Source organism: Campylobacter concisus, assembly GCF_003048675.2.
GTDB lineage: Bacteria > Campylobacterota > Campylobacteria > Campylobacterales > Campylobacteraceae > Campylobacter_A > Campylobacter_A concisus_F.
Genome location: NZ_CP060707.1, coordinates 886,680 through 900,718 on the forward strand (window position 1 = coordinate 886,680; position 14,039 = coordinate 900,718).

At 40.5% G+C, this 14,039-nt stretch carries 13 protein-coding genes; 5 read left to right on the forward strand and 8 right to left on the reverse strand.

Features of this window, described 5'->3' with window-relative positions; all coding sequences use genetic code 11:
* Positions 1-29 precede the first annotated feature (29 nt).
* From CVT00_RS04475 to lpxD, 4 genes are all read left to right on the forward strand, one after another.
* Entirely contained in the window at positions 30-596 is a 567-nt protein-coding gene (locus CVT00_RS04475; RefSeq protein WP_196376890.1) for a hypothetical protein, read from the forward strand.
* A gap of 207 nt (positions 597-803) precedes the next feature.
* Positions 804-2,498, forward strand: coding sequence for an acetolactate synthase large subunit (locus CVT00_RS04480; RefSeq protein WP_230853805.1), 1,695 nt, complete (start codon positions 804-806; stop codon positions 2,496-2,498).
* A gap of 2 nt (positions 2,499-2,500) precedes the next feature.
* Positions 2,501-2,962, forward strand: a complete 462-nt coding sequence (ilvN, locus tag CVT00_RS04485) for an acetolactate synthase small subunit (RefSeq protein ID WP_223227413.1) — start codon at positions 2,501-2,503, stop codon at positions 2,960-2,962.
* Positions 2,962-3,915 (forward strand): UDP-3-O-(3-hydroxymyristoyl)glucosamine N-acyltransferase, encoded by a 954-nt coding sequence (gene lpxD, locus CVT00_RS04490; protein ID WP_107915560.1) that lies wholly within the window; start codon positions 2,962-2,964, stop codon positions 3,913-3,915. The genes ilvN and lpxD overlap by 1 nt, the downstream gene beginning before the upstream one ends.
* A gap of 540 nt (positions 3,916-4,455) precedes the next feature.
* On the opposite strand, the gene CVT00_RS04495 is transcribed toward lpxD, so the two are convergent.
* The 6 genes from CVT00_RS04495 to CVT00_RS04520 are packed head-to-tail and all read right to left on the reverse strand — an operon-like array spanning position 4,456 to position 9,320.
* Positions 4,456-5,124: a lysophospholipid acyltransferase family protein gene (locus tag CVT00_RS04495; protein ID WP_107915562.1), complete on the reverse strand. Its 669-nt coding sequence runs from the start codon at positions 5,122-5,124 to the stop codon at positions 4,456-4,458.
* On the reverse strand, positions 5,111-6,418 hold the full coding sequence (locus tag CVT00_RS04500) for an SH3 domain-containing protein (RefSeq protein ID WP_107915564.1): 1,308 nt from the start codon (positions 6,416-6,418) through the stop codon (positions 5,111-5,113). The genes CVT00_RS04495 and CVT00_RS04500 overlap by 14 nt, the downstream gene beginning before the upstream one ends.
* Entirely contained in the window at positions 6,412-7,077 is a 666-nt protein-coding gene (gene purQ / locus CVT00_RS04505) for a phosphoribosylformylglycinamidine synthase I (protein WP_107915566.1), read from the reverse strand. Before purQ ends, CVT00_RS04500 begins: the two co-directional genes overlap by 7 nt.
* Positions 7,074-7,310: a phosphoribosylformylglycinamidine synthase subunit PurS gene (gene purS, locus CVT00_RS04510; RefSeq protein WP_009293857.1), complete on the reverse strand. Its 237-nt coding sequence runs from the start codon at positions 7,308-7,310 to the stop codon at positions 7,074-7,076. Before purS ends, purQ begins: the two co-directional genes overlap by 4 nt.
* Positions 7,311-7,318: 8 nt before the next feature.
* Positions 7,319-8,029 carry a phosphoribosylaminoimidazolesuccinocarboxamide synthase gene (gene purC / locus CVT00_RS04515; protein WP_009293856.1) on the reverse strand — a complete coding sequence of 237 codons (711 nt, stop codon included), beginning with the start codon at positions 8,027-8,029 and terminating at the stop codon, positions 7,319-7,321.
* 16 nt (positions 8,030-8,045) lie between these two features.
* Positions 8,046-9,320: a S41 family peptidase gene (locus CVT00_RS04520; protein WP_230853806.1), complete on the reverse strand. Its 1,275-nt coding sequence runs from the start codon at positions 9,318-9,320 to the stop codon at positions 8,046-8,048.
* A 252-nt stretch (positions 9,321-9,572) separates the two neighbouring features.
* Here CVT00_RS04520 and CVT00_RS04525 point away from each other — a divergent pair, with 252 nt between their 5' ends.
* Positions 9,573-12,146 carry an ATP-dependent Clp protease ATP-binding subunit gene (locus CVT00_RS04525; RefSeq protein ID WP_107915570.1) on the forward strand — a complete coding sequence of 858 codons (2,574 nt, stop codon included), beginning with the start codon at positions 9,573-9,575 and terminating at the stop codon, positions 12,144-12,146.
* A 50-nt stretch (positions 12,147-12,196) separates the two neighbouring features.
* On the opposite strand, the gene CVT00_RS04530 is transcribed toward CVT00_RS04525, so the two are convergent.
* Together CVT00_RS04530 and tgt are read right to left on the reverse strand one after the other, a co-directional pair.
* Positions 12,197-12,895 carry a CorA family divalent cation transporter gene (locus CVT00_RS04530; protein WP_103620347.1) on the reverse strand — a complete coding sequence of 233 codons (699 nt, stop codon included), beginning with the start codon at positions 12,893-12,895 and terminating at the stop codon, positions 12,197-12,199.
* Positions 12,885-14,015, reverse strand: coding sequence for a tRNA guanosine(34) transglycosylase Tgt (gene tgt / locus CVT00_RS04535; RefSeq protein WP_107915571.1), 1,131 nt, complete (start codon positions 14,013-14,015; stop codon positions 12,885-12,887). The genes CVT00_RS04530 and tgt overlap by 11 nt, the downstream gene beginning before the upstream one ends.
* Positions 14,016-14,039 lie beyond the last annotated feature (24 nt).

Below are 14,039 nucleotides of genomic sequence, written 5' to 3' on the forward strand. Positions count from 1 at the left end.
TTAAAATATATTGGTTTTTGCGCTTAAAAATGGCTTATTTTAAGGCTATTTTTACGCTTCAATATAAAATTTCTTGCTTTTTTTGTGAAATTTCTAGCCAAATTTTCTGGGTTACTGGGTTAAATTTGGTTACTGGATTGGCTGGATTGGCTGGATTGGCTGGATTGGCTGGATTGGCTGGATTGGCTGGATTGGCTGGATTGGCTGGATTGGCTGGATTGGCTGGATTGGCTGGATTGGCTGGATTGGCTGGATTGGCTGGATTGGCTGGATTGGCTGGATTGGCTGGATTGGCTGGATTGGCTGGATTGGCTGGATTGGCTGGATTGGCTGGATTGGCTGGATTGGCTGGATTGGCTGGATTGGCTGGATTGGCTGGATTGGCTGGATTGGCTGGATTGGCTGGATTGGCTGGATTGGCTGGATTGGCTGGATTGGCTGGATTGGCTGGATTGGCTGGATTGGCTGGATTGGCTGGATTGGCTGGATTGGCTGGATTGGCTGGATTGGCTGGATTGGCTGGATTGGCTGGATTGGCTGGATTGGCTGGATTGGCTGGATTAAATTTGGTTGTAGCCCCTCTGCCTATTTTCTAAGTTTTGCTCTAAATTTGCCAAATTTATAAAAATACTAAAAATATTACGTTAAATTATATGTAAAATACTTTGTAATATCCTTGCTCCAGTGTTAAAATTTTTTCAAAGAATTTAAGATAACGCCCAAATTTCGCTAAAAAGTTAAAATGGATTTAAAATGCTTTGGGATATAATTTGCGATAAATTTATCAAAAGGCTAAAGTGATGATAAAACAAATTTCTGGTTCGCAGATGATAAGCGAAACCTTGCACGAAGAGGGCGTTGAGATAGTTTTTGGCTATCCTGGCGGTGCAGCTTTAAATATCTACGACGAGACATATAAACAAACTTATTTTAAACACGTCTTGGTTCGCCACGAGCAAGCAGCCGTGCACGCAGCAGACGGATACGCTAGGGTTAGCGGAAAAGTAGGCGTTGCATTTGTAACAAGCGGTCCTGGCTTTACAAACGCAGTGACAGGTCTTGCTACGGCTTACAGCGACAGTATCCCAGTTGTGCTTATAAGCGGTCAAGTACCAACCTTTATGATCGGCACAGATGCCTTTCAAGAGATCGATGCAGTCGGAATTTCACGCCCCTGTGTCAAACACAACTTCTTGGTTAATAGCGTCGAGGAGCTACCTCGCATCATAAAAGAGGCGTTTTACATCGCAAGATCAGGCCGCCCAGGACCAGTTCATATCGATATCCCAAAAAACGTAACTTCAAAGCTTGGCGACTTTGTCTATCCAAAAGAAATTTCTATCCCAAGCTACAAGCCGACATACAAAGGCAACTCTAAGCAGATAAAAAAAGCCGCAGCTGCGATAAATGAAGCAAAAAGACCACTTCTTTACATCGGTGGTGGCGCAGTCGCATCTGGAGCAAGCGAGATCATACGTAAATTTATGAAAAAAACTGGCATCCCAGCGGTTGAGACACTTATGGCTCTTGGCGTGCTTGACGCAAAAGATGAGCTAAATTTAGGCATGGCAGGCATGCACGGCAGCTACGCTTCAAATATGGCGCTTAGCGAGTGTGACCTTCTTATCTCGCTTGGAGCTAGATTTTGCGATAGGGTCACAGGCAAAACTGACGAGTTTGCCAAACATGCAAAGATCATTCATATCGACATCGATCCAAGCTCTATCTCAAAGATCATAAACGCTCACTATCCGATAGTTGGCGACCTTACAAACGTGCTAAGCGAGCTTTATGAGGAGGTGAAAGGTGAGCCTAAAAACTATGCGCCTTGGAGAGAAATTTTAGATAGATATCAAAAGCTAAATCCTCTTGGCTACACAGATAGTGACAAGGTCTTAAAGCCTCAATGGGTGGTTGAAGAGACCGCAAAGATAGTTGGCCCTGAGGCTATCATCGCAACTGACGTTGGTCAGCACCAGATGTGGGTAGCGCAGTTTTATCCATTTAACCGCGCAAGGCAGCTTGTCACAAGTGGCGGTCTTGGCACGATGGGATATGGCCTCCCTGCAGCGATCGGAGCAAAGTGCGCTATGCCTGAGCATTTGGTTGTAAATTTCACAGGCGATGGCTCGATACTTATGAATATCCAAGAGCTAATGACCGCTTATGAGACAAATGTCCCTGTCATAAACATCATCTTAAACAACAACTTCCTAGGCATGGTGCGCCAGTGGCAGACATTTTTCTATGAAAAGCGCTACTCATCGACTGACCTTAGCCTTCAGCCTGATTTTGTAAAGATCGCTGAGGGATTTGGCGGCGTTGGCTTTGTTTGCAAGAGTAAAGATGAGTTTAAAAAGGCGTTAAAAGAGGCGATCAAGAGTAAAAAATCAGCTCTTATCGACGTGAGGATCGACCGCTTTGAGGACGTGCTTCCTATGGTTCCAGCAGGGGCTGCGATTTATAATATGATATTAAAGAGCAAGGAAGAAAAATGAGTATCAGAAGAACGATTTCGGTTATAGTTTTAAATGAACATGGCGTTTTGGCTAGAATTTCTGGACTTTTTGCGGGCAGGGGCTACAACATCGACACGCTCACGGTTGCTCCGATACCTGAGAGCAACTTCTCAAGACTAAGCATCGTCACAAGCGGCGATGAGAGAGTTTTGGAGCAGATCGTAAAACAGCTTCACAAGCTCATACCAACATATAAAGTCATAGAAAGTGGCGAATTTGTCGAAAAAGAGATGGCACTTGTGAAAATTCCGCTTGGTGAAAATTTTGCTGGTCTTGAGGCGATACTAAAGACATACAATGGCATCGTCACAAACACAAATGAAAACTACATCGTTGTCATGGTGGCTGACGATGCGAGCAGGGTAGAGAGTTTTTTGAAGTCAATAAAGAAATTTAACCCAGTTGATGTCGTGCGCGGCGGATCTGTGATAATGGATATATGATGAAACTAAGCGAAATAGCCTTAAAAGTAGATGCTACTTTTAGCGGAGAAGATCTTGAAATTTTTGCTCTAAATTCTTTAAAAAACGCAAATAAAGCTGAGCTAACATACTGCGATGGCGAGAAAAATGCTAAATTTATAAGCACTTCAAACGCTGGAGCCATCTTGGTGACAAAATCGCTTTTGGACTTAGTGCCAGCTGGCATGGTAGCGCTTGTGTGCGACAACCCGCACCTTGCGTTTGCTATCCTTAGTAAAATTTACGCTAAGCCGCTTTTTTGCGAGCCAAAACCATCAAATATCGCCCAGAGCGCAAAGATAATGCCAAATGTCTATGTCGGCTCAAACGTGAGTGTGGGCGAAAACACAATAGTGATGGCTGGGGCGTTTTTGGGCGATAACGTAACTATCGGTAAAAACTGCATCATCCACCCAAACGTCGTCATCTACAATGACTGCGTCATCGGCAATGAGTGTCACCTGCTAGCAAACTGCGTTATAGGTAGCGACGGCTTTGGATATGCGCATACAAAAACTGGCGAGCATGTGAAAATTTATCACAATGGCAATGTTGTTTTGGGCGATTTTGTCGAGATCGGCGCTTGCACGACGATAGATCGTGGCGTTTTTGAAAGCACGATGATCGCAAACTACACAAAGATAGACAATCTTGTTCAAATAGGTCACAACTGCGAGCTTGGAAACGGCTGCCTCATCGTCTCACAAACTGGACTTGCTGGCTCAACAGTGCTAGGCAGAAACGTCGTCATGGGCGGACAAAGCGGCTCAGCTGGACACGTAAAAGTGGGCGACTTTGCTCAGATCGCAGCACGCGGAGGCGTTAGTAAAGACCTGCCTGGAGGCAAAAAATACGCTGGAGCATATCCGATAATGGAGCTTTCAGAGCATTTTAAATTTCAAGCAAAAGTATTGAGATTTTTTAAGAAAAACTAAATTTGGCGGAGCTCTCCGCCAAATAGTTGTCGCACTTCTATAATTTAAATTTAAATTTTTCTATTTTTTATTATTGCCACAATCACAAACCACATTTATGGCCAAATAAAAGCCTACGGCTAATAAGAAGCAGCTAGTAAGAGTTTTGGCTAAGTAGTGGATTTTATTGTCAAAGCAAATTTTTGTATATTAAGTAAAATTAACACTCATAATAAAATATAGCTTAACTAATATGAGCGAGGCGCTAGTAAGATGCAGTAATTTTTGTACTTAACGATATAGGGAGCAAGTCCATCTACTGCGTGAATTGGTTCTTGCTCATGGTGGTAAAAGCAAATTTGGACACATGCTTTGATATACAAAAAACTTATAAAAAATATCAAACAAATCGCTGGCAAGTAAAATTTTACTAATATGATTTGTATAAATTTACAAGGTAATATCACACTAACATCTGCTTTGTAGCCTTATGACTTTAAACCTTTACAGTGATTTGCTTTAGAAATATGAAATTTTAATAGTAAATTTACAAAGCTAAATTTATTTTCTATTTTCGTCTAGGACTTTTTGCATGCTCTCTCTAGTCGCCTCTAGCCAGTTTTGTTTTGAGGTATCGACTAGATTAAGGCAAAAGAGCTTGATGTCGGCCTTTTTAAAGCTAAATTCTTTCACTTTCATCGCATCGCTTCCAACGATCACGATAGGCTGAACCTTTAAATTTAGCTTTTCAACTAGCAGTTTTGCGCCACCTTTAAATGGTAGTAGCTCTTTGGTTTGAGACCTTGTGCCTTCTGGAAATATCGCTAAAACACGGCCATTTTCCACTCTGTCTTTTGCTTCGCTTAAAAGCTTTATTAGCGAGTGCTTATTTTCTCGCTCGACTGCTATCATCTTAGGAAGGCTCAAAATTTTACCGATGATCGGGATCTTACCTATCTGCGCCTTTGCGATCCAACATATATTTTTAGGATGGATCTCTTCAAGTGCGATGATATCAAGCATGCTTTGGTGATTTATCAGCAAGATATTTGCTTCGTCGCTAAATTTGCCGATCACTTCAAGCTTATATCCGCCAAAAAACCTCTGCGATCTGCCCCAAAATTTTCTTATGGCTCTATTTTTTGAGTTAAAGAGCCACATAAAAAATACGACAATAACGACGCTTATCACAAATTCAATAGAAAAGAAAAAAGCTCTAATTTTTGACAAGATCACCCTTTCTTACCCAGCCGATTTTGCCATCTGCGAATAAAATTTTTGAGTAGTCATCTTTTGTGTCTAAAATTTCAACATTTTCATTTTTTCGAGATGTATAAAAAACGGTTGAATTTTTAGTTGGCAAGATAGTGACGCTCACATCTGGCTTAAGCACTGCTTTGCCAAAAGGATTGTAAGTGTAAATTCCAAGTGCGATAAAAACGGCCGCTACAAAGAAGTAGCTTAGCTTTCTACGCCAGATCGCTAGCAAGATAAAGATAGCAACCAAAGAGTAGATCGTGATATCTTTGTAGGTGCTAAATTCGCTTTGTTTTGGATTTAGCCCGATTTGCGTACTAACCTCATCCTCTTCGACGCTCACAGGCAGCGAAAAGCTCTCAAATTTAGCTTTTTTTAGGTTGTAGTAGTTAAAGTCAAGCGTCTTTTTGTTTGGCTTAAATACTGCAAAATAATATGCACTTTGCGAGTTAAAGTCGCCATTTATCGTATCTACGCCTTGCTTTAGGATCGTTTTGTTTTCGATATTAAAGGCGCTTAGATCGACATTGTTGCCATAAATTTCAACGACCATGATGTTGTTTATATCATCAAATTTAGTCGTTTTAAATTTCTTTACCTCAAGGTTGTCAGCGACGATGTGGTTGTAGTTTTCGTCACTTCTAAGCTCTTTTAGCTTTGGTAAAAAGATATTTATGTTTGAGTTTTGATAGTTCTCACCATTTCTTTTTAGATCCAAGCTAACTCGTAAAGTCTTTGCGTCAATGCTCGTTGCTTCAAGGTAGAAAGTGCCGATGTATTTGTTTTCATCGCCTTTTACCCATTGAAAATTCTTCTTATTTAGCCATTTGATATTTGTCTCATCAAGCTGTGTCTCAAACTCAAACTCAAGGTCACTTTGCGTATCAGCTACGATCTCAACGCTAAAAATTTCTCCTACTATGACATTTTTAGGGATATTTGTCGCTTTTAAAAGGAGGTCTTTTATTTTGATCTTGTCATAGACTTGATTATCAGGGACGCTGATATCTGGTTCGTTTGTCGGCACGATATTTCGCATCTGCTCTGGAGTGATACGCTCTGGCTGTGGGGCGATAGAGCGTGGAGAGACGAGCTTTCTTGATATATCTTCTTCACTTGGAGTCTTTGTTTGTGGCTTTGAACTTGGGCTATTTACAAATTTATCCTCTCTTGCCTCATCCATCATGTCAAAAACGCTGACTTCATCAGTGTTTGCGGCAAATAAATTTAGCGCGAGTAGGGCGATAAAAAGTGTTCGTTTTACCAAACTAGCCCTTTTAACATCTTCATGCCATCATCTGTACCTAAAATTTTCTCACAAGCGCGCTCTGGATGAGGCATAAGACCAAATATCCTCTTGCTCTCATCGCAAATCCCAGCTATGCTATCAACTGAGCCATTTGGATTTATCTCATTGCCGTGGCTGTCGCAGTATTTTAGTAAAACTTGTTCGTTGTCATATAGGCTTTTTAGCGTATCTTTGTCGGTATAGTAGTTGCCCTCGCCGTGAGCGATAGGGATATTTACCACTTCGTTTTTGGCTAAATTTGCTAGGAATTTATTGTTATTTGAGATCACTTTTAGATGGTGGTATTTTGAGACAAAATTTAAATTTTCATTTCTTCTCATTGCACCTTTTAAAAGTCCAAGCTCAAGAAGCATCTGAAAGCCATTGCAAATTCCTAGGATGTAGCCACCTTTTTTTGCATGCTCTTTTACAGCCTGCATTGCTGGGCTAAATTTAGCTATCGCAGCCGTTCTTAGATAGTCGCCGTAGCTAAAACCGCCAGGCAAAACGACTAGATCAGCATCGATCTTATCTTCTTTGTGCCAGATGATCTGCGTTTGGCAGCCAAGTAGTTTAAAGGCGTGAGCTGTGTCTTCTTCGCAGTTTGTGCCAGGAAAAAGTATGATCGCTACTTTCATAGCACGATCTCATAGTCTTCGATGACGGTGTTTGCTAGAAGCTCTTCGCACATCACTTTTAGCTGCTCTTTTGCTTTGTTTTTATCGCTCTCGTCGATGTCTAAAACGATTTGTTTGCCTATCCTGACATTTGAAACACCGCTAAATCCAAGCGAATTTAGCGCGTGCTCTACTGCCTTACCAGCAGGATCTAAGACCCCGCTTCTTAATGCTATATTTACGACAGCTTTCATCTTTGTCCTTAAGAAAGAATTCTTCTTAAAACCTCTTCGTAAGCTACTTTTACGCTACCAAGGTCTTGTCTAAATCTATCTTTGTCAAGTTTTTCGTTTGTTGTAGCATCCCAAAATCTGCAGCTATCAGGGCTTATCTCGTCAGCCAAGATAATGTTGCCATCTTTGTCGATACCAAATTCAACTTTAAAATCAACCAGTTTTAAATTTCTCTCTGCAAAGAATTTAAATAAGATAGAGTTGATCTCTCTTGCTGTGTGTCTTAGAGTTTGAAGATCTTTTTCACTTTTTACTAGCCCCATGATGATGCAGTGCTCATCAGTAACTAGTGGATCGTGTAAATCGTCGTTTTTGTAGTAGAACTCAACAAGTGTAAAAGGTAAAACTGTGCCTTCTTTTATGCCAAGCCTTTTGCTAAGTGAGCCAGTTGCGATATTTCTCACAACAACTTCAAGAGGTATGATCTCGCATTTTTTGACCACTTGCTCAGTGTCGCTGATCGTTTCAACTAGGTCAGTCACGATACCTTTGCTCTCTAGCAGTTTAAAAAGCTGAGTAGAGATTTTGTTATTTAGTGCGCCTTTGCCAGCTTCGTTGCCTCTTTTTTGAGCATCAAATGCTGTTAGATCGTCTTTAAATTCAGCCACAAGTAGATTTGGATCGTCTGTGGCGTACATTTTCTTGCCTTTTCCCTCGTAGATAAGCTCTCTTTTTTGCATGTTGTTCTCCTTTAGATTATTGTTGTTTTATCTTTAAAATTTTGATCGTATCAATCGCTGTTTTTAACTGAATATCCTCATCAACTTTTTTCTGTGTGATTATATTTTTATCATCTTTTGTTTCAGTTTTATTACCCTCGCTTGTTGGATTTATCTTGTTTAGCTCGCTCTTTAGGTGCGCTTTTAGTTCGCTCTCTTTGATGCTAAATGCACTATCATCACTTTGTGGCACTTTGCCAGGATGCACGACTACATCAGGCGTGACGCCAACAGCTTGGATAGTTCTGCCACTTGGTAAGTAGTATCTTGCGATGGTTAGTCTTAGCGCTTCTGTATCGTCTATTGGTAGGATTACTTGAACGCTGCCTTTACCAAAAGTGTTTTCGCCAATTATCACCGCACGCTTGTGATCTTGCAGTGAGCCACTTACGATCTCGCTAGCGCTTGCACTTCCGCCATTTACCAGCACTACAAGTGGGAGTTTTGATAAGGTTTTGCTAGCGCTTGCTTTATACTCTACATTTTCAGATGCATCACGACCTTTTTGAGATACGATGATACCGTTATCTACAAAAAGATCCACTAGATCAACAGCTTGATTTAAAAGACCGCCAGGGTTGTTTCTAAGATCAAGTATGATGCCATTTGCTTTAGGATGCTCTTTGATCGCCTCTTTTACCTTTGTGACGACGTTTTTGTCAAAATTTGTGACGCGTATATAAAGGATGTTATCGTTTTCTATCATTTTTGCATAGACAGACTCAACCTTTATAAGATCTCTTATGATCTTTACGTCAAATGGCTTTTGCTCGCCTTTTCGCAAAATCGTAATTGTTATCGGAGTTTTTGGCTTGCCGCGCATCTTATTTACAGCTTCATCTATCGTTGTGCCGATAGTTGAGTTGCCATCGATCCTTAAAATGATATCGCCAGCTTTTATGCCTGCTTTATCAGCTGGAGTGTCCTCGATAGGCGAGATAACGGTTAGTGCGCTATCTTTCATGCCAACTGTTATGCCAAGTCCGCCAAATTCTCCGCTTGTTTGCACCTGCATATCTTTATATGCTTTTTCATTTAAAAAGCTCGAGTGAGCATCTAAATTTTGCATCAAACCAGCGATGGCTTTGTCAATTATCTCTTTAAATTTAATGTCATCAACGTAGTATTTTTCAACAGTTGAGATGGTTTTTGTAAGTTTTGAAAGTGCTTCAAGTTTCGCACTCGCCTCATCTTCAGTTTTAGCAAAAAGTGCATTTACTGCTACGCTTGAGATGAGTAGGGCGCCTGTTATTTTTAGCGCAAAAGATCTAGTAAATTTATTCAAAATATCTCCTATATTTTTTGGCTTAATTTTATTAACATTTGGCTAAAAAAAGCATAAATTTAACCTTATATTTTTAGCTTTTGTCTATTTTTAACACAAATTTATAACAGCAAATTTTAGCAATTATATAAAAAGAGTGACAAAGGCTATAAAAATACTTGACAATATAAGACTAAAGTTATATAATGCCGCCATTATAAAATAACTTAAGGAGCTTTAATGGCTGACATAACAGAAAATTTAACAGCGCAGATGCAAGAGACACTTGAAAAAGGCGTTAGCTTAGCGATCTTTTCTAAAAATCCACAAGTTGTGCCACTTCACGTCTTTTGGGCTTTGCTTGCTGATAGCAATTCTATTTTAAATCAAGTATTTAATAAGATGAACATAGGCAAAGACGCAGTCGAGCTTGAGATAAAAAGCAAGATCTCGTCACTCCCAAGCAGCTCAAACGTTACAAAAGATAACGTTTCAGTTTCAAGAGAGCTTATAAATTCGCTTGAAAATGCAAAAGCTTTAATGGTAAGCATGGGCGATAGCTACATAGCTGTTGATACATGGATCATCTCTGCTCTTGAGCTTAGTGAGATCAAACAAATTTTAAGCAAATTTTGCGACATCTTAGAGATCAAAAAGAATCTTGAGAGCATAAGAGGCGGTAAAAAGATAGATAGTCAAACTGGCGATGATACTCTTGATAGCTTAGAGAAATTTGGTATCGATCTAACGCAAAAAGCCCTAAATAAAGAGCTTGATCCAGTCATCGGCCGTGATGAAGAGATCACTAGAATGATGCAAATTTTAATAAGAAAGAGTAAAAACAACCCTATCTTGCTTGGTGAGCCAGGCGTTGGTAAAACAGCTATCGTTGAGGGGCTAGCTCAAAAGATAGTGGCTCGCGATGTGCCAACAAGCCTTGCAAACAAGCGTGTTATCGCACTTGATATGAGCGCAGTTGTAGCTGGAGCAAAGTATAGAGGCGAGTTTGAAGATAGGTTAAAAGCTGTCATCGACGAGGTCAAAAAAGCTGGCAACATCATACTTTTTATAGATGAAATTCACACCATAGTAGGAGCTGGTGCTAGCGAGGGCGGAATGGACGCAGCAAATATCCTAAAACCAGCTCTTGCGCGTGGCGAGCTTCACGCTGTTGGTGCGACAACATTAAAAGAGTATAGAAAATACTTTGAAAAAGACGCAGCACTTCAAAGACGTTTTCAACCAATAGACGTCAAAGAGCCAAGTGTAAATGAGGCATTGCAAATTTTACGTGGTATAAAAGAGCGTCTTGAAGTTCATCACGGCATCACGATAACTGATAGCGCGCTAGTTGCCGCAGCAAGGCTAAGCGACCGCTACATCGCAAACCGCTTCTTGCCGGATAAGGCGATAGACCTTATAGATGAGGCAGCAGCTGAGCTTAAGATGCAAATAGAGAGCGAACCATACGAGCTTTCAAAGATAAAACGTGAGATCGTAACGCTTCAAGTAGAAAAAGAAGCTCTAAAGATGGAGGATGCGGATAAAAACAAAGAAAGACTTGGCGAGATCGAAAAAGAGATAGCTGATCTAAATGAGAAAAAGCTAGCACTTGATACTAAATTTGAAAACGAAAAGGCCGTTTTTGGCGGAATTTCAAAAGCGACAAAAGAGATCGATAGCTTAAAATCACAAGCTGAGATAGCAAAAAGAAATGGCGATCTTCAAAAAGCTGCCGAGATAGAATACGGCAAAATAGCAGACGCCAAAAAGCACAAACACGAGCTTGAAGAAAAATGGGAGCACATGAAAAAAGAGGGTGTGCTTCTTAAAAATCAAGTCGATGAAGAGCTTGTGGCTGAAATTTTGAGCAAATGGACTGGAATTTCAGTTAAAAAGATGCTAACAAGCGAAAAAGAGAAATATCTGCGCATCGAAGAGCATCTAAGAGAGAGCGTTGTCGGTCAAGATGACGCACTACACGCACTTGCACGTGCTGTTAAGAGAAACAAAGCAGGGCTAAATGAGGGTCAAAGGCCGATTGGTTCGTTTTTATTTCTTGGACCAACAGGCGTTGGTAAAACTCAGTCTGCTAAGGCTTTGGCTAAGTTCTTGTTTGACGATGAGAAGGCGCTTATCCGCTTTGATATGAGCGAATATATGGAAAAACATAGCGTGAGCAGGCTTCTTGGTGCGCCTCCAGGATATGTAGGCTACGATGAGGGCGGTCAGCTAACAGAGGCGGTTCGCAGAAGACCATACTCAGTCATACTTTTTGACGAGGTTGAAAAGGCTCACAAGGATGTATTTAACATACTTTTGGGCATACTTGATGATGGACGCGCGACTGATAATAAAGGCGTAACGGTTGATTTTAAAAACACGATCATCATTTTAACTTCAAACATCGCTTCAAATTTCATAATGGAGCTAAAGGGTGAAGACCGTGACGTGGCTGTTAAAAACGAGCTTAAAAACTACTTTAAACCTGAGTTTTTAAATAGGCTTGATGATACTATCATCTTTAATCCTCTAAACGAGCAAGGCTTGATATCTATCGTTGAGATCATGTTTAAAGAGCTTGAAAAAACTCTTCACAACCGCGGCATCAAGGCAGTTTTAAGCGAAGAGGCTAAGAAATTTATCGCAAAAGCTGGCTTTGACATAGTTTATGGCGCAAGACCTCTTAGAAGAGCGCTTTATGAGCTAGTTGAAGATAAGATCGCTGATATGATCTTGAAAGATGAGCTTGAAAGTGGCGATGAGATCACTATCGATAGCGACGGCGAGAAGATCATCATTAAGAAAAAATAACTTCAAATTTACTTGGCAGGTTGGATCAACTTGCCAAGCCTCGCATAAATTTAACTAATATCCTTATTTGATCTGTAATAAAATATAAAAAATAGCACACAAAGCATCGCTACAAAGGCAAAAACTATCAATGTGCCGTCTTTAAATGAGCTTAAAAACATGCCATTTGTATTCATACCAAAAAAGCCAGTGATGAAATTTAGCGGCAAAAATAGAGCCGAAATGAGCGTCAAGAGATAGATATTTTTATTTATCTTGTCGTTTTTGGCACTTTGTATAAATGTATAGATATCTTCAACCCTGCAGGCATATTCGTTGGCTATTGTTTTAAAGACACTTGCCTCGTGGATGCTGTTTTTAAGCTCTTTTTTAAGCCCTTGTTGCTCACTTTGGCAGATCGCAAGAGCTTCGTAAAAGTGCGAAATGCTATTTTGAAATTTTCTGATCTCATACTTTAAAAAGTGGTGTCTTTTTATAAATTTCTCAAAATTTTTCTGGCTAGCATAAATTTTCTCATACTCATTTAGCTCGTCTTGGTGCTCTAAAATTTTATTTGCATATTCGTTACAAATCCCTTTAATAGCTACTTCAAACGCGCTTTTATCACATTCATGCTCAAGATCTTCTTTGTAAATTTTGCCATCTTTGAATAAAAATTTAAAAACTTGCTTTTGCGATGATGAGATGAGCGTGATGTAGTCAAATGCATCTCCATAAAAATATCCACAAAGTGCGCTTTTATAGCTCATCTGTGCTCCTTTTTGCGTAGAAATTTCGCTTAAATTTAGCAAATTCGCCGACCTCTATCGCTTCTCTCATCTCTTTCATCAAATTTAGATAGTAGTGTAGGTTGTGAAGGCTTGCTAGTCTAAAAAATGTGAGCTCTCTAGCCTTAAAAAGGTGGTTTAGATAGCCTCTGGAGTAGCGCTTGCAGGTGTAGCACTGACACTGCGGATCAATCGGCGCGTGGTCGTTTATAAATTTGGCTGATTTTATATTTATCTTGCCAAAGCTAGTAAAGAGCGTGCCGTTTCTTGCGTTTCTAGTTGGCATAACGCAGTCAAACATATCAACGCCTCGCTCGACGTTTTCAACTAGGTCTTCAGGCGTACCAACACCCATTAGATAGCGAGGTCTAAGTTCATCCATAAATGGCATAACCGCCTCAACCGTGTCATACATCGCCTCGTTGCTCTCGCCAACGCTTAGCCCACCTATGGCAAGGCCGTCAAATGGCATCTGATTTAAGGCTTCAGCGCAAAATTTACGTGCCTCATAGTCGGTGCCGCCTTGGACGATACCAAAGATATTTTGCTGCAAGCCAACGCCCTTGCTTTGCATAAATTTGTGATAATCAATCGCCTCTTTTGCCCATTTTATCGTTCGCTTTATGCTTAGATCTATCCTTTTTGGCTCAGCAGGCAAGGCGACTAGGTCATCAAGTATCATCATTATATCGCTGCCAAGCTCATACTGCGTATCAAGGACGGATCTTGGCGTGAAGTAGTGTGTGCTGCCGTCGATGTGGCTTTTAAATTTTATACCGCCATCATCGTTTTTGGTGTTTGACCTAAGCGAAAATGCCTGAAATCCGCCGCTATCAGTTAAAAACGAGCGATCAAATTTAGAAAATCCGTGAAGTCCGCCAAACTCACGCACGACCTTGCTGCCAGGACGCAGATACATGTGGTAGGTGTTTGCTAAGATTATCTTTGCGTCTAAAATTTCACTCATATCAAAGGCATCTAGGCTTTTAACTGCGCCAACAGTGCCAACTGGCATGAAAACTGGCGTTTGTATCACGCTGTGAGCGGTTGTTAGAACGCCTCGCCTTGCGTTGCCATCTTTTTTTATAACTTCAAATTTCATCTAAGTCCTTAAAATTTTTGATTT

Excerpts from the sequence above, each read along its gene's own strand:
- CVT00_RS04475 (WP_196376890.1), top strand. The coding sequence starts at position 30 with ATGGCTTATTTTAAGGCTATTTTTACGCTTCAATATAAAATTTCTTGC.
- lpxD (WP_107915560.1), top strand. The coding sequence starts at position 2,962 with ATGAAACTAAGCGAAATAGCCTTAAAAGTAGATGCTACTTTTAGCGGA.
- purQ (WP_107915566.1), bottom strand. The coding sequence starts at position 7,077 with ATGAAAGTAGCGATCATACTTTTTCCTGGCACAAACTGCGAAGAAGAC.
- purS (WP_009293857.1), bottom strand. The coding sequence starts at position 7,310 with ATGAAAGCTGTCGTAAATATAGCATTAAGAAGCGGGGTCTTAGATCCT.
- purC (WP_009293856.1), bottom strand. The coding sequence starts at position 8,029 with ATGCAAAAAAGAGAGCTTATCTACGAGGGAAAAGGCAAGAAAATGTAC.
- CVT00_RS04525 (WP_107915570.1), top strand. The coding sequence starts at position 9,573 with ATGGCTGACATAACAGAAAATTTAACAGCGCAGATGCAAGAGACACTT.
- CVT00_RS04530 (WP_103620347.1), bottom strand. The coding sequence starts at position 12,895 with ATGAGCTATAAAAGCGCACTTTGTGGATATTTTTATGGAGATGCATTT.
- tgt (WP_107915571.1), bottom strand. The coding sequence starts at position 14,015 with ATGAAATTTGAAGTTATAAAAAAAGATGGCAACGCAAGGCGAGGCGTT.